The organism is Candidatus Bathyarchaeota archaeon (assembly GCA_023131225.1).
GTDB lineage: Archaea > Thermoproteota > Bathyarchaeia > Bathyarchaeales > SOJC01 > JAGLZW01.
In genome coordinates, this window is the sequence record JAGLZW010000026.1 from 17,772 (window position 1) to 37,680 (window position 19,909).

The 19,909-nt window shown below is 42.4% G+C and carries 17 protein-coding genes; 6 read left to right on the forward strand and 11 right to left on the reverse strand.

The genetic code is table 11. The features are described 5' to 3' along the window. Nucleotides 1-118 precede the first annotated feature (118 nt). The gene (locus tag KAU88_06810) at nucleotides 119-1,939 is read left to right on the forward strand and encodes an aldehyde ferredoxin oxidoreductase family protein (GenBank protein ID MCK4478220.1); all 1,821 of its coding nucleotides are present in this window, start codon (nucleotides 119-121) and stop codon (nucleotides 1,937-1,939) included. Nucleotides 1,940-2,079: 140 nt separating this feature from the next. Here the strand turns inward: KAU88_06810 and KAU88_06815 are convergent, their stop codons facing one another. The 7 genes from KAU88_06815 to KAU88_06845 all read right to left on the reverse strand — a co-directional run bounded on the left by KAU88_06815 (nucleotide 2,080) and on the right by KAU88_06845 (nucleotide 11,070). Then, nucleotides 2,080-3,459 (reverse strand): FAD-binding oxidoreductase, encoded by a 1,380-nt coding sequence (locus KAU88_06815; protein MCK4478221.1) that lies wholly within the window; start codon nucleotides 3,457-3,459, stop codon nucleotides 2,080-2,082. Between the two features lie 112 nt (nucleotides 3,460-3,571). Continuing rightward, nucleotides 3,572-5,473: an aldehyde ferredoxin oxidoreductase family protein gene (locus KAU88_06820; GenBank protein ID MCK4478222.1), complete on the reverse strand. Its 1,902-nt coding sequence runs from the start codon at nucleotides 5,471-5,473 to the stop codon at nucleotides 3,572-3,574. A 29-nt stretch (nucleotides 5,474-5,502) separates the two neighbouring features. Further along, the gene (locus KAU88_06825; protein ID MCK4478223.1) at nucleotides 5,503-6,603 is read right to left on the reverse strand and encodes a 4Fe-4S dicluster domain-containing protein; all 1,101 of its coding nucleotides are present in this window, start codon (nucleotides 6,601-6,603) and stop codon (nucleotides 5,503-5,505) included. A gap of 14 nt (nucleotides 6,604-6,617) precedes the next feature. After that, nucleotides 6,618-7,949 (reverse strand): amidohydrolase, encoded by a 1,332-nt coding sequence (locus KAU88_06830; GenBank protein ID MCK4478224.1) that lies wholly within the window; start codon nucleotides 7,947-7,949, stop codon nucleotides 6,618-6,620. A gap of 168 nt (nucleotides 7,950-8,117) precedes the next feature. Continuing rightward, nucleotides 8,118-8,258, reverse strand: coding sequence for a hypothetical protein (locus tag KAU88_06835; protein ID MCK4478225.1), 141 nt, complete (start codon nucleotides 8,256-8,258; stop codon nucleotides 8,118-8,120). A 158-nt stretch (nucleotides 8,259-8,416) separates the two neighbouring features. Then, on the reverse strand, nucleotides 8,417-10,066 hold the full coding sequence (locus tag KAU88_06840) for a phosphoenolpyruvate carboxykinase (GenBank protein MCK4478226.1): 1,650 nt from the start codon (nucleotides 10,064-10,066) through the stop codon (nucleotides 8,417-8,419). A 35-nt stretch (nucleotides 10,067-10,101) separates the two neighbouring features. After that, nucleotides 10,102-11,070 carry an asparagine synthetase gene (locus KAU88_06845; protein ID MCK4478227.1) on the reverse strand — a complete coding sequence of 323 codons (969 nt, stop codon included), beginning with the start codon at nucleotides 11,068-11,070 and terminating at the stop codon, nucleotides 10,102-10,104. A 188-nt stretch (nucleotides 11,071-11,258) separates the two neighbouring features. Between KAU88_06845 and KAU88_06850 the strand changes: the two genes are divergently transcribed. Continuing rightward, complete coding sequence (locus KAU88_06850; GenBank protein MCK4478228.1) at nucleotides 11,259-11,768, forward strand: Lrp/AsnC family transcriptional regulator; 510 nt, start codon at nucleotides 11,259-11,261, stop codon at nucleotides 11,766-11,768. A 212-nt stretch (nucleotides 11,769-11,980) separates the two neighbouring features. Here KAU88_06850 and KAU88_06855 read toward each other — a convergent pair whose 3' ends face one another. Continuing rightward, on the reverse strand, nucleotides 11,981-12,127 hold the full coding sequence (locus KAU88_06855; GenBank protein MCK4478229.1) for a hypothetical protein: 147 nt from the start codon (nucleotides 12,125-12,127) through the stop codon (nucleotides 11,981-11,983). Nucleotides 12,128-12,411: 284 nt separating this feature from the next. On the opposite strand from KAU88_06855, the gene KAU88_06860 reads away from it, so the two are divergent. After that, complete coding sequence (locus KAU88_06860; GenBank protein MCK4478230.1) at nucleotides 12,412-12,564, forward strand: DNA-directed RNA polymerase; 153 nt, start codon at nucleotides 12,412-12,414, stop codon at nucleotides 12,562-12,564. A gap of 239 nt (nucleotides 12,565-12,803) precedes the next feature. Then, nucleotides 12,804-13,784: an inositol-3-phosphate synthase gene (locus KAU88_06865; protein MCK4478231.1), complete on the forward strand. Its 981-nt coding sequence runs from the start codon at nucleotides 12,804-12,806 to the stop codon at nucleotides 13,782-13,784. Nucleotides 13,785-13,828: 44 nt separating this feature from the next. Here the strand turns inward: KAU88_06865 and KAU88_06870 are convergent, their stop codons facing one another. After that, nucleotides 13,829-14,662 (reverse strand): MBL fold metallo-hydrolase, encoded by an 834-nt coding sequence (locus tag KAU88_06870; GenBank protein ID MCK4478232.1) that lies wholly within the window; start codon nucleotides 14,660-14,662, stop codon nucleotides 13,829-13,831. A gap of 78 nt (nucleotides 14,663-14,740) precedes the next feature. Then, nucleotides 14,741-15,817, reverse strand: coding sequence for an inositol-3-phosphate synthase (locus tag KAU88_06875; GenBank protein ID MCK4478233.1), 1,077 nt, complete (start codon nucleotides 15,815-15,817; stop codon nucleotides 14,741-14,743). A gap of 124 nt (nucleotides 15,818-15,941) precedes the next feature. Between KAU88_06875 and KAU88_06880 the strand changes: the two genes are divergently transcribed. Both KAU88_06880 and KAU88_06885 read left to right on the forward strand, forming a co-directional pair. After that, nucleotides 15,942-16,733 carry a mechanosensitive ion channel gene (locus tag KAU88_06880; protein ID MCK4478234.1) on the forward strand — a complete coding sequence of 264 codons (792 nt, stop codon included), beginning with the start codon at nucleotides 15,942-15,944 and terminating at the stop codon, nucleotides 16,731-16,733. Between the two features lie 101 nt (nucleotides 16,734-16,834). Further along, on the forward strand, nucleotides 16,835-17,932 hold the full coding sequence (locus KAU88_06885) for a reductive dehalogenase (GenBank protein ID MCK4478235.1): 1,098 nt from the start codon (nucleotides 16,835-16,837) through the stop codon (nucleotides 17,930-17,932). Nucleotides 17,933-17,968: 36 nt separating this feature from the next. Here KAU88_06885 and KAU88_06890 read toward each other — a convergent pair whose 3' ends face one another. Further along, the gene (locus KAU88_06890; GenBank protein ID MCK4478236.1) at nucleotides 17,969-18,505 is read right to left on the reverse strand and encodes a hypothetical protein; all 537 of its coding nucleotides are present in this window, start codon (nucleotides 18,503-18,505) and stop codon (nucleotides 17,969-17,971) included. Nucleotides 18,506-19,909 lie beyond the last annotated feature (1,404 nt).

Here is a 19,909-nt window from a genome sequence, read left to right on the forward strand (position 1 = left end):
ATGCTTGTTTTATCAATCGAAAGAGTTAAGCATTTCAATCACGAATTGAAAAATCAACGTTTGAGGGGGGTGTTTCAAAATAGCTCTGAAAGGAGGATATTGGGGTAAAATCTTGTGGTTGAACCTAACAACTGAACGAACGAGCGTGCAAAACTTTGGTGAGAGTTTTGCAAGGAAATATTTAGGTGGAGTGGGCTTCGCAACAAAGATGATATCTGAGGTTGTCACCAAGAATGTTAACCCTCTTGGTCCCAGAAATATTCTGGTATTTTCGACCGGTCCCTATCAGGCAGCTGAGATTGCGAGTGCTGGAAGATGGAGTGCTGCTGCTAAATCCCCGCTTACAGGATATTGGGGGGAGTCGAACGCTGGAGCTCATGCAGGTACTGAACTTAAGAGGGCTGGATTCGACGCCATAGCCATTAATGGCAGAGCTAAGAAGCCAGTCTATCTATGGATCTGTGATGGTAAAGTTGAGGTGAAAGGTGGCAACCACCTTTGGGGTATGGATACAGCTGACGTGACAGATGTTTTAAGAGAAGAGGTTGGTGATTCAAAAGCAAGTGTAGCAGCTATAGGTCCTGCTGGAGAAAACCTTGTAAATTATGCATGCATATTGGTGGATAAGCATGGAGCCCTAGGAAGATGTGGACTGGGCGCAGTTATGGGCTCAAAGAATCTTAAGGCCTTAGTTCTAAGAGGGACGATGCAGCCTCCTATCGCCGAGGCTGATAAGCTCAAAGAATTATATAGCAATGTTTTAAAGAAGATTTTGACCGCCTCATTCACGAAAGATAACGCTGAGCACGGTCAGGCTATGGCTGTTGTACCTGGAGAAAAGAACGGGCGTCTCCCGATGAAGAATTGGCTTCAGGATAAATGGCCAGAAGGCGCAGAGAAGATAGGGACACCTAGATTCACTGAGGAATTAAAGGTAAAGAGATGGCCTTGCGCCTACTGTGTGATGGGCTGTCATAGAAGAATAACCAATTCAGATTACGAATCCAAGACCGCTGGACCTGAATATGAGACCTTAGCTATGCTCGGATCAAACCTGCTTATAGATGATTTGAAGGCTATTGTTAAGGCTAATGACCTGTGCAACAGGTATGGGATTGATACAATAGAGGTCGGTGCAGTCTTGGCATGGGCCTTTGAATGTTATGAAAAGGCTCTGATAACTAAGGATGATACTGAAGGTATAGAATTAAAATGGGGCAACGGTGAAACGCTAACCTTAATGATTGAGAAGATTGCTAAGAGGGAGGGTTTAGGCGATCTCTTAGCTGAAGGCCTAAAACCATGCGTCGAAAAATTCCCAGAGTCTAAGCTCTACGCCATCCATGCTATGGGCCAAGCCGTAGCAGCCCATGATCCTAGAGCATTCTTCGCTGAGACCGTAACGACTATAGCTTCAACCAGGGGGTCATGCCACATACATGGCTTCGCAGAGGCTGTAGAATTTGGTGCTACCATACCTGAATTGGGGATAACTATGAAGATGGATAGGTTCGGTTGGGATAGGAAGGGTTATGTCGGAGCAGTGTATCAGGACATTCAGCAGTTCTGGAATAGCCTTGTCTGGTGCTTCTTTTACTATTTTTCTAACGTGTCATTAGACGATGAAATAAACATCTTGAATGCTATAACTGGCTGGGATGTAACGCCCAAGGAGGCTTGGAAGATTGGTGAACGCATAGTTTGCATGCAACACTGCTTCAACTTGAGGATGGGGCTTATCCCAAGGATGGATAATGTCATGCCCGAACGGTTGACAATCCCGCATAGGAACGGTGGAGCTGCTGGAAAGGTTCCTCCATGGCAAACGATTCTTAAAGAGTACTGGGAAGTAAAAGATTGGGAGAATGGCATACCCACAAGAAGGAAGTTATTGGAGTTAGGACTCGAAGAGATGACTAAAGAAATCCATGGATACTGACATGATGGGCACGTGCCCAAATAATCTCCTGTCAAATTATTGCGCTATAAGTTTTTTGAGTATGTCTGAGCTAGCCTTTGCTCGAAATTCATTGCAATTACAGCTTTGCCATAAGAAAACTTGATGATCAAGGTGCTCACTTAAATTTTTATTTTGGTTCCAGGGTTTAAGATGTTGTTTGGGTCGAATATCTTCTTTACTTTCCTCATTAGTTCTAGCTCTTTTTTATTTAGGTACAAGTGGAGCTTTTCTGTCCTAATTTTTCCTATTCCATGCTCACCTGTTATGACGCCTTTTAGTTCAAGGGCAACTTCGTATATTTCTTTTCTTAACTCTTCGATGTGTTCTAAACCTTTACCTTCTTTTTTCATTATATGTACATGTAAGTTACCATCTGCGCCGTGTCCATATGCGGGTAGATGAACATCGTGTTTCTTGGAGATCTTGTCTACTGCATCTATGAGTTTGCCTATTTTTGCTGGGGGTACGGTTACGTCTAAAATGTCAGCTGTTTTGGGTTTTAGAGCTGAATATATGTTGCTTCTTATTCTTAAGATCCTTTCTTGTTCGTCTCTTGGCTCGGCGAATAATGGTTCAAGAGAGCCGTTTTCTTTACATATTTCAGTTATTCTCAAACTCTCCGAAAGCATCTGGTCCCTGCTGGATTCAGCCTCTATTATTAGAAGGTAACAATTCCCCTCTTTAACTGGCCAAGTTTCACCTAAATGCTTAGCTGTTTCTTCCATGAGATCCTTTTCAACATATTCTATAGCTAATGGCATTCTCCCATCTTGTAATATCTTTGGAATACTATTTATGGCGCCATTCCGACTCTTATATGGAACGATCAATGTTGCTGTGGCTCCAAATTTTGGATAAAGCCGCAGAATCACTTCAGTTATCACAGCTAATGTTCCTTCACTTCCTATTATAAGATGCATCAAATCGTAACCCACGTTGTTTTTCTGCAACTTTCCTCCAAGCCTCAACACCTCACCCGTGGGAAGCACAATTTCCATTCCTTTTACATAATTCCTCATAACTCCATATTTTATCGCTCTAGCTCCACCAGCATTTGTTGCCACAAGACCCCCCACTTGAGCAGTTTCATCCCCTGGATGTAAAGGAAAAAATAACCCACTATCATCTACTGAGCTTGAAAGTTTTTCAAGTGTTACTCCTGCTTCCGCAACCGCCATCAAATTCTCTTTGTCTATTTGGATTTTATTCATTCTCTCCATAGTAAGAATTATGCCATTCTCAGTTGGGACAGCCCCACCTACAAGCCCTGTTCCACTACCTCTCGGAAAAACAGGGATCCTATTTTCGTTTGCGAACTTCAATATTTTAGAAATTTCTCGAGTGTTGACAGGTTTCACTAATGCAAGCTTCTTCGCAGGTAGAGGTCTAACTGGCTCAGCAGTTTCATCCACCAAATAACTTTCCATTTTCCACCTGTCAGTCACCACATAGCTTTTCCCTACAATATTTCCCAAACTCGTTATGACACTATTCTTCAAGTTTCATCCCCAATTAGAGTTAAAACTCTAAGACTAAAAATATTTCTTAGCCAATAATCAGCTAATTGGTTAGTGTTGTTCAAAGCTTGCGCCGCGCTCGTAGGTGGCTTTCTTATAATTTTTTAGGAGGCAATTTTCCCATTTGCTCTAGTTCATCCGATACATTCTTTAACCCAAGCTCTCCAAGCTTTTCCTTAGGGATAAGCCCTGTTTTAACGTCCCATCCGCGCGTTTTGTAATACTCATCTAACATTGCTTCTAGATTCACGGTTTGTCCCTTACATGGACCATCCGGAATTGGCTCTTCGAGAAATCTAGATGGCAATCTGTCATCTTTTCGGGACAAGCCTTCTCTAATGTTATATGCCCTTTGAAGATTAACTATGCGTTCACCAGTTGTTCGCAGGGTTCTCTCGGTAGCCTTCATCCCAGTAGCGGCTGAAACTGCATCTGCAAGATCTCTGAAGAAGAAGATTGGTGGATACGCGTATCCTCCAGTTAGGCAGAGACCTAAAGAGCTAACAACTGCTGCAAAGTCTTCGCAAACTTTAACCATTATCCCCTTGTATTTTTCGTCTAGCCTGTCCGCCATTTCTGGCAGATACTCTTTACCAAAACGCCTCTCTATAGCCTTTTCAAACCCTATTTCATCCAGAAAAGCAGAGGCACGCAAATGATCTGCCCCTCTTGTGGAAACTGCATGTGCAAGTCCCATAGACTTTTGTGCCCGTCCATCTTGAGCAGGAATATCTAATCCTTTTACGTGCATCGCGTATTTTTCTGTACCACGACCAATCTGCTCTGCGACTCTTTTTGTTCCCTCGGCCAAGAGGTTTCCAATTCCTTCCCGATGAGCGATCTTACGTATGAGATCTAGGATCAGATCTTTGTCTCCCCACTTGAAAGCGATGCCTCCCGTATCTTTTTCATCAATTATCTTTTTCTCGTGAAGTTCCATTATGAAGGCTATTACACCGCCGGTTGAAATAACATCTATCCCGTAGAGATTACACAGAATATGAGCATCAATAATTGAGTCAAGATCGTCGTTTCCCACACGCCCCCCAAAAACGGATAGGGTTTCGTATTCAGGGTGATCGAGGATCATTCCTTTAAATCGGCCGCTTTTAACTTCTATAACGTTTTTACATGCAATTCTACAACCAGCGCATGCTTTATCCCTTATTTTATATTTTTCAACAAGTTCTTCACCGCTAATCTTGTCGGCTGTAGGAAATACTCCTGTCTGAAAGTTCCTAACAGGAAATCTTCCAATTTCATTCATTACGCTTACAAGAATTGTTGTTCCATACTTCCTAACTTCTGGCACAAAGGGATCTGATTTAATGCGCTTATCTGCCAACGCCACAAGTTCTAAGAAACGTTCTGAATTGGCAACTTCTACAGGAAGATTCCCGTTAAGAGCAAGGGCCTTCAGATTCTTGGAACCCATAACTGCTCCTAATCCTGAACGAGCAGCAAGGCGAAAACGATCTGTAATTATACCTGCGTATCGCACAAGGTTTTCCCCGCCTTGGCCTATGCAAGCAACTTCAGTCTTCTTACCATGTTCTTCTTTTGTCACTTGCATGGTTTCATCCGTATCTTTCCCCCACAGATGCTTCGCGTCAACGATTTTGGCTTCTCCATCTTCGACATAAACATAGACAGGTTTAGAAGCACGACCTTGAAGGATAATAGCGTCGTAACCAACACGCTTCATTTGAGGTCCAAATTTCCCTCCAGAATTTGCCCCACCTAAAATGCCAGTCAGCGGGCTCTTAGCACCAACCTCATATCTTCCAGATTGTGGCCACGCTGTGCCTGACAATGGCCCAACAGTAAAGACGAGACGATTTTCTAGTCCAAGAGGATCAGTTTCAGGACCAGTTTCGTCGTAAAGAATATGGGTGCAGAACCCTGGTCCACCTAAAAATTTCTCGGCGAGTTCATTGCACAGATTTTCTTTGTATAGCTTTTTCTTTGTGAGGTCTATTCGAAGGATTTTTCCCATATACCCTTTATACTTTAGTTTGATGGTTATCAGCTCCTTACGAGTGATATGGCGTGTTGAGGACAAATAGAATAACATAAACCACAGCTGAGGCAGTTATTTTTATCTAGGATGACCTTTCCATTTTTCATGGTGAGTGCTTGATAGGGACAAAGATTTGCGCAAAGCTTACATGAGGTGCAGCGTCTCATGTTAATTTTGGGGTAAACTTTTTCCTTCATTTCCTCTTTCTGTTTATCTATATGCTTTAACGCGATTCCCCGAAAATCTTGCAAGGTCTTGTATCTCTTCCTCTCCATAAATTCAATGAGTTCGTGTTTTATGTGATTAACAACTTGCAAGCCGTGCATAATAGGGGCGGTACAGAGTTCAACGCATTGTGCCCCTGCCATAATCATTTCAACAACATCTCGGCCTCTGAAGACTCCGCCGATGCCGATTACAGGTATTTTCACTTTTCGTGCTATGTCAGTGATGCATCTCACAGCGACTGTACGAATAGCAGCGCCAGAGAGCCATCCTTCTCCTCTAACGCTACCGAGATAGGGTTTTCCAGTTTCAACGTTTATTGCTAAGACTGGACCGATGGAGTCGATGGCTGAAACAGCGTCGGCACCAAACCTCTCAACTTTTATGACTTTTTTTAAAAGGTCTTGCCAATTCGCCCTTACTTTGGCAATCACAGGAATTTTGACTACGGATTTGGTGGCTTTAAGCATTGGTAAGATATGTTGTACGTCATAGGAGACTATTTCGATAAAGTCAGCCCCGGCATCTTCAACCAAAGAGGCGATTTTTTCAACTTCTTCTCCTGTAAAGTCAATACTGGCGATGACTGGAACACCAAGACGCTTCACCTCTTGTATCTCATGTTCAACCCATATTTGAGAAGGAAGGTCGGACCACTTTTCTGCATTAATTAACGTGTCTCTGTCTACCTGAGCCATATGAGGAAAAGGATTCTCAGCTGCAATCAGTCTTATTGTTTTTGTTGTTACGGCGCCGAAACCTGCTTTTATCGCGCGTCTAAGTGTTTCACTATCGCGACTGTACGGTCCTGCGGCAAGGATAAGTGGGTTTGAAAGAGGCACTCCACATAATGAAAGAGATATATCAACTGATTTTGCCATAATTATTCGCCCATTTAGAGTTTCCATAAATTTTTTGCGGCTTCTGTGCATTTTCTTCTTGCAGTATTTTCATCAATGGTGAGTACTTTTCTGTTTCTGACTATTCTTTTGCCATTCACGATAACATCTCGCACTACGTTTCCGTCTCCGAAAACAACGAGATGTGTAATCAGATTTTCTGTTGTAACTGGTGTGGGAGCGTTTAGGTCTACGGTGATTAGATCCGCCTTTTTTCCCGGAGTTATTGAACCTATGAGGCTTTCCATGCCAATTGCCTTTGCACTATCAATTGTAGCCATTCGGATAACCGTTTCCGCAGGCATAACGCTGGCATCTTGGAGGTTTCCTTTATGTATAAGGAAAGCAGCCCTCATAACCTTGAACATGTCCTGAATATACCCATCTGTTCCGAGTCCTACAGTAAAACCTTGCTCCAGAAAACTCGGAATGGGAGCAATACCTCCTCCGACTTCGCAGTTACTGAGAGGCATATGCGCAACTTTTGCGTCGTGTTCCCGTAATATCTTAATTTCTTTAGGAGTTGTATGCACACATTGGGATACTAGAAGATCATGGCCTAAGAAACCTATTTTCTCATAGTACTCAACTGGAAGTTGTTGGTACTTGGCAGCGCAGTACTTTGATTCATACGCTCCCTCTTCGAGGTGGATATGTATGCCAGTGGGATATTTGTCGGCGAGGTCTCTTACTTTCTTTAAAAGATCTGTACTACAAGTAAACGTGGTATGTGTACAAAACATGCCTCTGGTTAGAGAGTTATTTTTACTGTTCCACTTTTTAATAAAATTGAGGTTTTCTTCAACTCCTTTCCAACCATTCTCTTCACTTATCCGTTCAGTGACCTCGAAACTCAGTGTGGAACGTAAACCGACTTCTTCAGTAGCCTTGGCTTCAACGTCTAGCGCCCCTGGAATGGAGTTGGGAGCCTCAAGAATGTCCGCACAACATGTTGTCCCGGTCTTTGCCATTTCAATGAACGACATCAAAGCTGCGGCATGAATTTGTTCTTTATTTAACACGTTTTCTACATTGGGCCACCAAAATTCTTTCAGGAATGCGATAAAACTAGATGGAGCTTCAGAAACAGGTATGCCATGAGATAAAATGCCGTACATGTGGTTATGGCTGCTAACCAGTCCCGGCATCACCACGCCTTCTTTTACATCAACAATCTCATCGGCACTGTAAGACTTTTCGATTTCTTTTGCAGGTCCCACATCAACGACTTCATCACCCTCCACGATAACGGCTCCATGGGGAATAACTCCATATTCATCATTCATTGTTAAAACATACATTCCCTTGACAAGTAACGATTTCACCAATTCGCATCCCCATTGCCCTGTAGAATTGGTGGCGTCTTTAATTAATAGTTAGCGCCCAACAAGAGTCCATATTATTTCAACAAATTCGTTATACATGATGCTTGTACTACAGCTGTGTTAACAATTTGCATTGTTTTTTCCTTGAGATTTGCTCCAATTATGCAGTTTTCAGTCTTTCTTGGAACAATTTTTGGATATCTTCTTCGCTTGAAGTGGTCCGGCGCCCAAGTATTCGTTGTTTACAATAATCGCTCCTAAGGTTCCACACTTTAATACTTTCTCTCGTTTGTTAGTGTCGAAATCATTCATTACAGCACGATCCCCGAATTCTTTTGCTATTTCTTTAACTCTTTCAGAGTTCAGTTTGGAAGAAGTCAGGTCAATATGTGCAGTGAATGCATATGCCTGCGCGCGTAGAATTTTGCGGAATTGAAAAAATAAGTCTTAAAATGTGACACAAACCTTAGCTACATACCAACTCCAAGTATAGCAGGATTCAGATTATCAAATTTTTTAAGCCACTCTACCCTTTCCTCTTTCAGCTTATTGACATAATCGCTTATTTCCTTTTTGGAGTAAAACTTGGATGTATTGAACTTCGTCATTCGCACCCCATTGGCCCTTCTAGGCACCAACGTGTTAAAATAGGGATATCGCTCCCACTCCACGGTGTTCCTGACAATTCCTCTTATAATCGCCGCCATCTCCGGAATCTCCACCCTAAGAACTGATTGCTTAAGGATTTTGTTGCTTCCTTCTCTTTTCTCTCCAACGCCACCTGTATTTAAAAAGTAACATTGAACCTCATCGCTGTGCTTTTTTATGAAGTCATAGAACCAGTTTCCCTCAAGGGTTTTGTCACCAACGATGAAGGGATTAGTTCCAACTTCCCTCACCGAGTTGCCTACTCGACTGGGATCACCTGCCGAAGTTTCTATTGACTCACCTAACATGAAGGTAGCTGCGGCTTGTTCAAGGGTTAGCTTTGACGCGATTGGTATCACCGTATTCCGTCTAGTAATGAAAATGATAATCATTCCGTCCAATTCGTCGATGGGTGGTAGATTTACGCTTTCAGACTTGTCCTGTCCTAAATCGTCCCTCTGTATTATAGCTCGTCCATTCTCGGTTAAAGTAGTATCGTCGAAGTGTATATTGCCATGGTAGTCAACCATCACGTTCTCGAAGATTGTTTTGTGGCTAATAGCTGCCCGGTAGATTATGGGTTGCACTTTTGGATCTAGGTACCCGGTTTTAAGATAGAACCCCATCTCAGGTCCAAGCGCCGAACCATCAGGTCTGATAAAGACCACATCGTCCTGAACGATCTCTTGACCCTCTCCATCCTCTAGTAAGCCATGATTGTGGCACGCATGGGTAGTCTTACCGGTGGCGCTGAGCCCGAAGAGAATCATACTGTACCTTCTTATTCTTCCCATATTATCGCTCCCCTTGACGATTTTCGCCCCCGCATGAACGCCCAGCATCCCTTCCTGCTTCGCAGCCCACATGGCCATTCTTAGGAACGCCTTTTTGGCTTCGCCATAGTAGTCTGAACCTAGGACGTAAGTAACCCCTATTTCGGGAAAGACTAGAACCTGTCTGTCCTTCTCCTGCCATTCTGGAACGAAGAGAAGGTAGAACTTTGGTCCAGACACTCCTTCTCTAAAGGGAAAGAGAGTCTGCCCAACCATGTAGGCAAGACGTATCATTTCTTTTCTATGTCCAGACATGTAAAGGGTACAGTGTGGGTTAAAGTGAGGATTATCGCCCATTGTCCTTTCGACGCACAGAAATGGGGCTCTCTTTATATATTCATGCATGAGTTCCACGGTTTTTGGCACATCTCTGAGGATTTCTTTTTGCCTTGGACCTAGTTGATGTTGAAGCACTCTTTGGCTTCCGATATATACTGTCAACCAAGCGCTTCGATTTTTTACTGTTGACACAAAGTTGTAGTTGCCATAAACTGTTCTAACGCCGTACTTTTCCGCTTTTCGTTTGAGCTCTCCCATGGTTGGGTGGGCTACATTGTCATCGTGACATAGACTCTCCATAGTGTCCAACACTGTTTGAAGTAGCGTTTTCACGTCATAGTCGATAGCTTGATTTTGCATCGCATTCATTCCTTAACTTAAGCTAACGATGTCCCTCACAAGTCGTAAACTATGCCCGGTATCTTAGGAAAAAGTTGTGCCTCGCCTATATGTTTGGCTCCAACTACCCAGCTGACAAGCCGCTCTAAACCAATTCCGCCTCCTGCCGAGGGCTTTAATCTTTCCTCTTTGGCTAATTTGAGCAATACTCCAAAATTCTCCTTTTTTATACCATCTCTCTCCATTTTTCTTACTATTTTACTGTATTCAAACTCCCTTCTCGAGCCAGACAGTACCTCCCCATATTTAGGCAGAAATAGATCATAATTGTCCCACCTGCCAGTTTTAAAATCTTCAAAATCATAGAATTCTCTGGGAAAACCAGTAACCCACACAGGTTCGCCGCTTTGAAATAGTATTTGGGTTTCCCATTCTCTTCCATACTTCTTTTCAAGTTCCTCTCTATCGTAGATTGCAAAAGGGGCTTTTGGGATTCTTAAACTATCGTATCTCCCAAGGTAGAGCAACTCATCAGTCATTTGTCGCTTCAAGCTACTTATTAAGTCACAGACCATTCTCTCAATAAAGCTCCTAATGCTCTCGGAAGTGGCGTCTCTGACTTCGAAATCCAACTGGGTGAACTCGTAGGCGTGTATTTCACTGTTTGCTCTTTCTATACTTTCTATCCTCACATTTGGAGAAAGTATAAATAATTTAGGATGAGCCAGGGAGCAAGCAACAATTTTGTGAACTATCATACTTGTTGTTGTTCTAACGGTTTTCCCATATATTTCCACTTCAATGCAGCTCTCGATGAATGCGCTTTGGTCTGGCCATAAGGGGTCAGTTGACTGGGAAAATATTACAGGTAGTAACCATTCAAATTCTTTTTTTGTAAATTCGCGCGTGAGATACTTTAGCACATATGTCATTACTCTGCTGATATATCGCTTTTTTTCTATTTCAATTTCAGATAGCATTTCCAAAGGGCGCGGGATTGTAGCTAGCCTATCTCGAACAACCATTAAACTTTTCTGAGCAACTGTATGTTTCTTGCTCATACATTCACCTTTTGATCCGGATATTTCAGTGGACGATTTCAAGGTTACTTATGTTAGATAGTAGTGTGGGTTATAAATTTTATATAGAAAATATTATAATTTGTTCAAAAAAAGTTAGGTTTTTATATGAGAATCTGTAATAATTACAAATTATGGAACCAAAACTTGACGAGAAGGATTTGGCAATTCTAGCCTCAATACAAAGAAACTGCAAACTCACCGCTAGGGAAATCGCAAAAAAACTTAACTCACCAATAACAACGGTTTTCGCAAAAATGAAGCGGATGGAAAAGTTGGGTATCATCAAAGGGTATAAGGCAATCTTAGATTCGCAGAAGCTGAATTATAATACAACAGCCTTCATTTTGGCCTCTGTCTCTTATGGAACGAGGAACAATGAGAAGCGAGTTTCACAGAGAGATATAGCCGAGGAGATAGCGAAATTTCCAGAAGTTCAAGAAATCCACATAATCACAGGAGATTGGGATCTCTTAGTAAAGCTTAAAGCCAAGAACGTCGACACTGTAGGAAAATTTGTTATTGACAAGTTAAGGCTTGTTAAGGGAATAGAGAAGACTCTTACGTGTATGGTTTTTGAAACATGCAAAGAAACAACAGAAGTAGATATCGAGTCACGGAAAGCAAGAATCAGAAATTTGTGAAATAATAGGATTCAGCAGTTAAGACTTTCGTGGTAACTTTCGGGTTACTCCGTCTTGAGCACTTTGCTCTTTAAGTGAGAGCCATCTATTATACCCAAGATTCCAATCTTGATTCGCCGTATCCGCTGGTATCGTTCCATCCAACCCTTGATGCGATTTTATTAAGAGTTGCAATAAATTCTAAAATTATCTGTAAAACATTAGAGCTACGGTTACATTTTTTTGGGTGCCACAACGCCGATTAGATTCAATGAATTTCTGAGCACTATTCTGATCGCCTCAACTAGTGCCAACCTTGCGTCACTTAGTGTTTTCGGCTTCGCTTTTAATACAGGTAAGGCATTGTAAAAGCTGTTGATAGAAAGATTGAGACCTTATATGAAAACGTCAAAGGTCAAGACGTGGACACATATGTAGTTAAGTTATAGGTCTGCATAGAGTTATAGGGCATAAGTTTAGATGACGTATCCTACCCTTTAAGACTTTAGCTTTGCTGTGTACAGGTTAAAGGCGCGCGCGCGATTAATCTAAATAGGGATGTATGCTACATAAGTTTATAAGGCGATTCGTTAACTGGGTAGACAAGCAAGAATTAGTCCAAAGAAAACTAGTTCTGCCTTATCGAATAGGAGGTGCAGTCTATATGCCATACGAAAGAGAACCTCGAGAGATGACCAAGGCAGTTTGCGCTGATTGCGGTAACGAATGTGAAGTTCCATTCAAGCCCGATCCCAGCAGGCCAGTCTACTGTAGAGATTGTTGGTCGAAGAGAAGAAGAACAAGTACAAGGTACTAACACTAAAGCCAGACGACTGTCTAACATATCCAAAACTATTTTCTCAAAGTTTTTTTATCATAAAAGGATTCACAAGATAGAATGCTTGTATAGATGTCTGTGGCCCAAAAAGTTTTGAATAGGCCCACTTATCTCATAAGCGTGACTGGTGATGTTAGGTGACTAAAATTAAAATTGCGCTAGCTGGCGTTGGAAATTGTTCCTCAGGTTTTGTTCAAGGTCTGCACTATTACAAAGACATGGACAATGAAGAAGATGTGATTGGACTAAGGCGGTTAATTCTTGCAGGGTATCATCCACGGGACATTGAAATCGTTGCAGCTTTTGACATTGACGCTAGAAAAGTTGGAAAGGATCTGTCAAAGGCTATCTTTGCAGAGCCAAACAATACTTTGAAGTTCGCTCAAGTTCCTGAATTGGGCGTCTCTGTCCAAAAAGGACAGGTGTTAGATGGTCTAGGAAGTTACCTCAAAGATATCGTGAAAATCGATTCTTCTCCTGAAGTAGATCCGGCACACGTGTTGAAGGAAAGCGGTGCTGACATGCTTGTTAACCTTCTTCCAAGCGGCGCGGTGAAGGCTGCACAATGGTATGCAGAGCAAGCGCTTAGGGCTGGTTGCGCTTTTATTAATGTAACGCCTGTGAGTATTGCAAGTGACATCACGTGGGCGGGACATTTCGAGAACGCAGGGTTACCGGTTGTGGGTGATGATTTGATCGACCAAGTCGGCGCCACCACATTGCATAAGACGCTGCTGAGGTTACTTTCGGCGCGGGGTGTTCGCATCTCCGAAACTTATCAACTTGATGTGGGTGGAGGGACAGAGTCTCTGGATACACTGGAGAGGAGTCGAGAAACTAAGCGGGTTGTGAAGACGAAGACGGTAGAGTCGGCTTTGCCCTATAAGGCTTCGGTTGTGGCTGGGACAACTGATTACGTGGATTTTCTGCAAAACCGACGGGATAGCTATTTGTGGTTAAAGGGGCTATATTTTGGAAGAGTGCCGATGGAAATTGAACTGCGGCTGTGCACCGTTGATGGTCCAAATGCTGGTTCAGTTCTTTTAGACGTTATAAGAGCAGTCAAGGTTGCCCTTGAAAGAGGAGAAGCAGGAGCGATACTGAGCATTTCCGCCTACGCCTTTAAACAACCACCAAAAATACTGCCCCTTGAAAGGGCCACGCAACTATTTGAAGATTTTATTCGACAGAAGACCTAGCTTCGGTCTATATGCGCACCATCGAGAAAGAAGCATTTGAAGCACTATAACTTCACACGCATCCCATCATAGGCGAACTTCAGCCCAGGAGTTTTCGCCTCGTACTCAAGTCTCTCTTGATGTGATAGACCGGCAACTAATTGACCATTTTTCCAACTATGGCAGGAGAGATGTGTCAGAATGCACTTCTCAGCCCCTATCTGTTTCCAGCAATCAATAGCTTGCTGAAGTGAGAAAATCATCCATTTCTCGCCTTCTCTTGGCAGTAGCTCGTCTAATGTTGCTTCTAATATCAGAAAATCAAGGTCTTTGAGACACCTCAGAGTTTCTGGCGGAGGCACTACACCATCAACAAGATAGGCGAATCTTTTGGAGGATTCAACAATAAAGCCAACACTATGATCAGTATGCGTGGTCTTTACGACTTCCCAAGTGGCATCTGGCAGTTCAAGTTTATCTCCTGGCTGAATTGGATGCGGATTTACCCTCTTTTTCATGTATGCGAGTTCCTGGTCAAAATGATACGCTACTTCATGGGGCAAATAGACTTCGATGCGTGACCATTTCGCAAGAGATGAAGGCTCTCCAAGAGCAGCAATCCCCCAAACATGGTCAAAGTGCCAATGCGTGATGAAAATTCGATTAACCTGTCTTATAGCTTCGCGTTCCAATTGAAGTTCAAGGTCAGGGCTTGCATCTACTACAACAGTCTCTTGACCGATTAGGGCAATGGATGCTCTTGTACGGAGATGTTTGGGGTTACGTCTTGCGGCTTCGCAAACTTCGCAGGAACAGTGAAATGATGGCACTTGGATTGCACCGCTGGATCCAAGGAACACAAGTTCAATACAACCTTTCGATTTTTTCGATTGGGACATACAAATTATCCCTCTCAATGCGCAACTAGGGCAGATACGGAACACCTACATTTGCTACAAGATGCAGAACTTCATTTTCTATTTGTCTCGCTTTCCTGTAATGAAGTCTTCTACCCACTGTCTCGCCAAGTCGTCTGGAACCTGCACTGGAGGATGCTTGAACGCATAAGAAGAAATACTGACAAGAGGACCTGCGATTCCTCTATCTTGCGCCAGCTTCACAGCCCTTATAACATCTATAGTTACTCCTGCGCTGTTAGGCGAATCCTCAACCTCCAACTTCGCTCTGAGCGTAACTGGTTGATCGCCAAACTTTCGCCCCTTAACATATAAGTAGCATATTTTCTTATCCTTAAGAAAAGGCACATAGTCAGAAGGACCGATGCGCGTCGGTACTTCGTAAGGCACAAGACTAGTAACAGCCTCAGTCTTGCTTATACGCTTCGTCTTCAACCTATCCTCCACCGTCATATTCAAGAAATCCGTGTTGCCACCGAGGTTGAGCTGATAAGTTTCCTCAATTTTAATCCCCCTATCAACACACAACCTCACCAAATTCCGATGCAAAATTGTGGCGCCAAGCTGGCTCTTAATGTCGTCGCCCGCAACAGGCAGGTCCTTTCCTTCAAACCTTTTGCCCCATGCATTATCTGAGGCAACGAATTCCGGAATGCAGTTAACGAAGGCGCATCTCGCATCAAGACACGCCTGAGCATAGTGAAACGTTGCGTTGTGACTTCCTACTGGAATAAAATTAACTAGCATGTCCACCCTAGTGTCTGCAAGAACTTGTGCAATGTCAGAAGCCTTAACCTTCTCACTGTCATAAGCATGGAAGGGTGTCTTCATGTGAGGCGCCACCCCGTCAAGAGCAGGCCCAGGAATCACTTTTACTCCTAGCTGCGGGACATCAGCAAACTTTGCACAGACATTTGGCTCAGCCCATATGGCGTCAGCCAAGTCTTTACCAATCTTCTGCTGGTTAACTTCGAAGGCAGCTACAAACTTTATGCTTCGAACATGATAGCCCCCGAAATTGACATGCATTAATCCTGGAACCTTCGTGTCTTCTCTGGCGTTTTTGTAGTATTCGACACCTTGGATGAGGGCTGAAGCACAATTTCCAACCCCTGCTATTGCAACCCTAACTTCCATTGGTTCTCCTCTCTCGAAAAGATGAATGATTGTATATATAAATTGATGCGAAACGCCATAACCAATAGAAACATATAAATATTTTTGTAAAATGGTAAATCCTTCCTAAAAGGAGAAATCTAGTATGTTTGAAGATTTTTTAACGATGGAGAATCTTCTGCTTATTGCAAAAGGTTTGATTATCTTAGTTGCAATGCTTGTTGCCGACAAGTTGATACGTAGGGCAATCGCCAGATACTCACAGCGGTTAAGGTTACCGCCTCATGTTGAAAACATTTTCAAATTAATCGCTAGAATTATTATTGCTGCAGCTGGCATGGTTGCCTTTTTATCTTTTTTCGGCTTGCCTACTGACTGGTTTGTTGGAGTTTCCGCTTTGACTGGAGCAGCTATTGGGTTTGCCTCCACACAGACTGTGGGAAACTTTTTGGCTGGCCTTTACATCATGATGTCGAGGCCATTTATGATTCGGGATTACGTGAAAATAGGAGATGTTGAAGGGGAGGTGCGAGAGATAACCATCAACTACACGAAAATATACACACCTACATATAACATCATGGAGATACCAAATAGGAAAGTCTTAGACAGCACCATCCTTAATTATTCTACCAGAAGAAACGTAATCGACTACTCCTTCGAAGTAGGCTTTCCCCATTCAGAAAATGTAACGAATAAAGAGCTAATTGAGGAATGCATTCTCCCTGTCCTTGAAAAGTTTTACAACAAATACAAGGGCACCCTTCCAAAGAAGCCAGAACTGAGCATGTTGAAGCTAAACAGACTTGAAAAGGGCTTTCTAATTAGAATACTCTTTCCAGGAGGAAAAATAAACGACTTCTACAACATCCAGCCAGAGCTTATGCAAAACATAGCGAATAGTTGGGATGTGTACAAAGCGAGAAAGCATCAATAAAAAATGGTTGCAACCTCAACAACGGGCACATTAAATACGCGTTTAATTTCTACAACAATGGGTTTAATTTGATAAAGGCCTCTTATCTTTGAGGCCATACTATGACTTTGCGCGACATAAACGTTCCGAACCAGAAGAGTAAGATCCCGAAAATCTCGCCGAAGGTAGTTGAAGAGCCACCCTACATTGTTGACCGCTCTAAACTTCGGCGTTTCACCCAGAAAAACATCATTTTTGAAAGAGTCATATGGGACTCGTCGTGGAAAGGCTACAAGAAAAACTACGATGAAAAAGTTCTGGACATAATTACTCAAGGAAAATCAGGATATTCGCAAGTAGACTTTGCCTTGGCCTATGCCTCTTGGATAGTACATGACGCTTTCAAAGATGGATTCTCATGGACCAAGATTAGAACACACAAAACACCAATAGATACTATTGGAATTGACTGGGCAAAAACTAGATGTGAGATCAATGACCTACATAAGATGAACATCTACATCAAGCGAGCAGCAAAGCTTTTTGGCGCTTCGCTCGTTGGAATCTGCAATCTCAACAGAAATTGGGTTTACGCTGACGTTGACATCCCTAAGAAATTTAAAAACGTTATCGTTATGGCAGTTGAAATGGACGCAGATGGGATTGCAACCTCTCCAGCTGTTTCCGCGGCGGCTGCCACAGGGGCGGGATATTCGAAAATGTCTTTCATAGCTGCATGCATGGGCGAGTTCATCCGAAATCTCGGATACAAAGCAATTCAATGTGGAAACGATACTGCTTTAAGCGTTCCACTTGCAATTGATGCTGGACTTGGAGAACTGGGTCGTAATGGATTATTGATAACGCCTCAATATGGCCCAAGGGTTAGGCTCTGCAAGGTTATAACAGATTTTCCGCTGGAAGCGGATAAATCTATAGAGTTTGGAGTAAAAGAGTTCTGCAAAAAATGTAAGTTATGCGCTAAGTATTGCGAGACAGGTGCGATTTCAATGGATGATGAACCGAGCTTCGAAACAGCATGCCAATCTAATAATCCTGGAGCGTTGAAATGGTACGTCAACGTTGAACAGTGTTATCTTTTCTGGTACAAAAATGGCACAGACTGCTCAACATGCATAAAAGTTTGCCCATACAATGTCGCATCAGCAGGAAAAGTCAACGTCTCTCCAGAAGAATTTTGGCAATCAAAAGAATACTAATACGCGCATATTGCAACCTGATTTCCAATTACAAATTTATCCTACTGCGAGTATGCCTTCGAAAATCTTCTCTTCTCCTACTTCTAACTCGCTAGCCAACCACAACTTCAGCAACCTCGCATCTTTTGGCAAATTACCGCTAAAAGTCAATACTCGCCCATCTTTTAAAGCGTCTGCTTGAAAGCTCTTCTCGGTCTCTCTGAACAGAAAAGACACAGTATCTGCGCCTTTTGCTAATGTTTTGAAGTCATTCCACTGTTTACATCGAACTATTACTGGTGGTCCTCTTAGAGCAGCTGATGCCGTAGATAATGCAGTTGGTGGTGCTGCTGGTTGTTTACGGGGAGAAGAAAGAATATCTACCAAACCAGTAATTTCAGTTTGAAGAGTGGAGAGACGTTCTTCAACCTTTTCAATCTTTTCAGCCATCTCGCCTGTCTTACCCACTGACGATGTTATGTTTCCCAGTTCACCTATCAAACGGTCAAGATCTTTTTCGTGTTCTCTGAGAACATTGATTATGAAATCTAAAGCTTCTAAGGCTTCGTCTTTTGAAGGAGATTTTTTCACCATTGAGCTCAGTTTCCTCCCCGCAATTGTCTTCAAGAAATACTAATGGCATGAAAATAGATAAACCTAATGCAGCAATAAACAATATCCCAGCGAATGCCCAAGTATTCGTATTGTGAATATAAAGCATGACTGTTGTGTATCGTTTGCAAAACCTGGTTAATAAGGCGAGAAGAACATCTTCAGGTTTGTTTCGCAGCACAATCAACCTTATAGCGCACGGAGCTTTTATTGGCATGCGCGACGAACGGATATGCTAATCAGGCTATGCGCGACTCTGGGTATCGTGGACTTATAAAAAGCAGAGTGGAGTACATTAATAAAAACACACAACACCAAAACGCCACATAAGTACAACATTGACTAGCTTCCGCCAAATCAGAACTTCTTCCAAAAGTCTTCATACCAACGAAGAATCCTCGACCCATTAGAAAATCTAATAGGATAGTCTCTCTACTGCGGCAAACAGGTATAGAATGCCAAAAAACACTGGTTATAAAAACTGGGGGGTAGTCATATGGAATGCGCGCTGTTATTCATATCTAGTTAGGTACATTGGGATGATTGCTTGTTTCATTCTTATTTCCAAAGGCAAATCGCTCCACAATGCGTGGTTTTTTGATGCCCTGCGCAAGTTGTCACTTTTTACTTTTTCATATAGGGAAGAAAACGGTTTATTGTTTCCTTTTGAGGTGTTTTTCATTTTTGCCCACCTAGCGTAACTCGTATATTAAGAGTTAATAAATGTTTTTACCTACTTGTAGAACTTTAAAACATATCGACACAATCGTTCATTCTTTAGCTTTCAATTATCATGCTCAAATTTGAAATTATCGTTTGTTAGTTTGTTTATGTCGTAAGCCTTTTATAGTTGTATGCTATCTTAAGTCTTAAGACGGTTGAGGTTGAAGGAAAAAGGGATACATATGGACAAAAGAAGAGAATTTTCTTCTCAAAGCCTTCTCCTTTCTCCCTATTGAAAATGGTTTTTCCATATGCTCCCCCCTTTTCCAACAAGCAATGAGGCCGCCTTAATACCTAGTAAGACATAGCCTATGAACTAAAGCAGAAGCAGCAGTTCCTCAACGAAATTTAGCGTGGAATAATGTATCTTTAAAGGGAATTTTGAGAATTTCAGATACAAGTGAGACAACTAATGAACTTGAACATTTCAGAGGGTATTTGCTGCCGAGGCCTGATATTTGGGTTAGACTTGGTTTGTAGGTGTTAGCGCAACGGAAAATTGCTCCATCAAGTTTCAGATATATGTGGACGAGTCTTTAGGAACCGTCTTGTCTCTATAAACTCCCAAATTTCTTGGTTTCAGATGGATTTGGGCGTTTTTGGCGTAAAACGAACGTCGTGTGTAGGAAAGTGCTTGTCTTTTGATAGAATGGCCTGTAAAAT

Bases quoted from the DNA above. Each gene is read 5' to 3' on its own strand.
- KAU88_06820 (MCK4478222.1), bottom strand. From the start codon at position 5,473: ATGGGAAAAATCCTTCGAATAGACCTCACAAAGAAAAAGCTATACAAA.
- KAU88_06825 (MCK4478223.1), bottom strand. From the start codon at position 6,603: ATGGCAAAATCAGTTGATATATCTCTTTCATTATGTGGAGTGCCTCTT.
- KAU88_06835 (MCK4478225.1), bottom strand. From the start codon at position 8,258: ATGAATGATTTCGACACTAACAAACGAGAGAAAGTATTAAAGTGTGGA.
- KAU88_06840 (MCK4478226.1), bottom strand. From the start codon at position 10,066: ATGCAAAATCAAGCTATCGACTATGACGTGAAAACGCTACTTCAAACA.
- KAU88_06845 (MCK4478227.1), bottom strand. From the start codon at position 11,070: ATGGTTGTTCGAGATAGGCTAGCTACAATCCCGCGCCCTTTGGAAATG.
- KAU88_06850 (MCK4478228.1), top strand. From the start codon at position 11,259: ATGGAACCAAAACTTGACGAGAAGGATTTGGCAATTCTAGCCTCAATA.
- KAU88_06860 (MCK4478230.1), top strand. From the start codon at position 12,412: ATGCCATACGAAAGAGAACCTCGAGAGATGACCAAGGCAGTTTGCGCT.
- KAU88_06865 (MCK4478231.1), top strand. From the start codon at position 12,804: ATGGACAATGAAGAAGATGTGATTGGACTAAGGCGGTTAATTCTTGCA.
- KAU88_06870 (MCK4478232.1), bottom strand. From the start codon at position 14,662: ATGTCCCAATCGAAAAAATCGAAAGGTTGTATTGAACTTGTGTTCCTT.
- KAU88_06875 (MCK4478233.1), bottom strand. From the start codon at position 15,817: ATGGAAGTTAGGGTTGCAATAGCAGGGGTTGGAAATTGTGCTTCAGCC.
- KAU88_06880 (MCK4478234.1), top strand. From the start codon at position 15,942: ATGTTTGAAGATTTTTTAACGATGGAGAATCTTCTGCTTATTGCAAAA.
- KAU88_06885 (MCK4478235.1), top strand. From the start codon at position 16,835: ATGACTTTGCGCGACATAAACGTTCCGAACCAGAAGAGTAAGATCCCG.
- KAU88_06890 (MCK4478236.1), bottom strand. From the start codon at position 18,505: ATGGTGAAAAAATCTCCTTCAAAAGACGAAGCCTTAGAAGCTTTAGAT.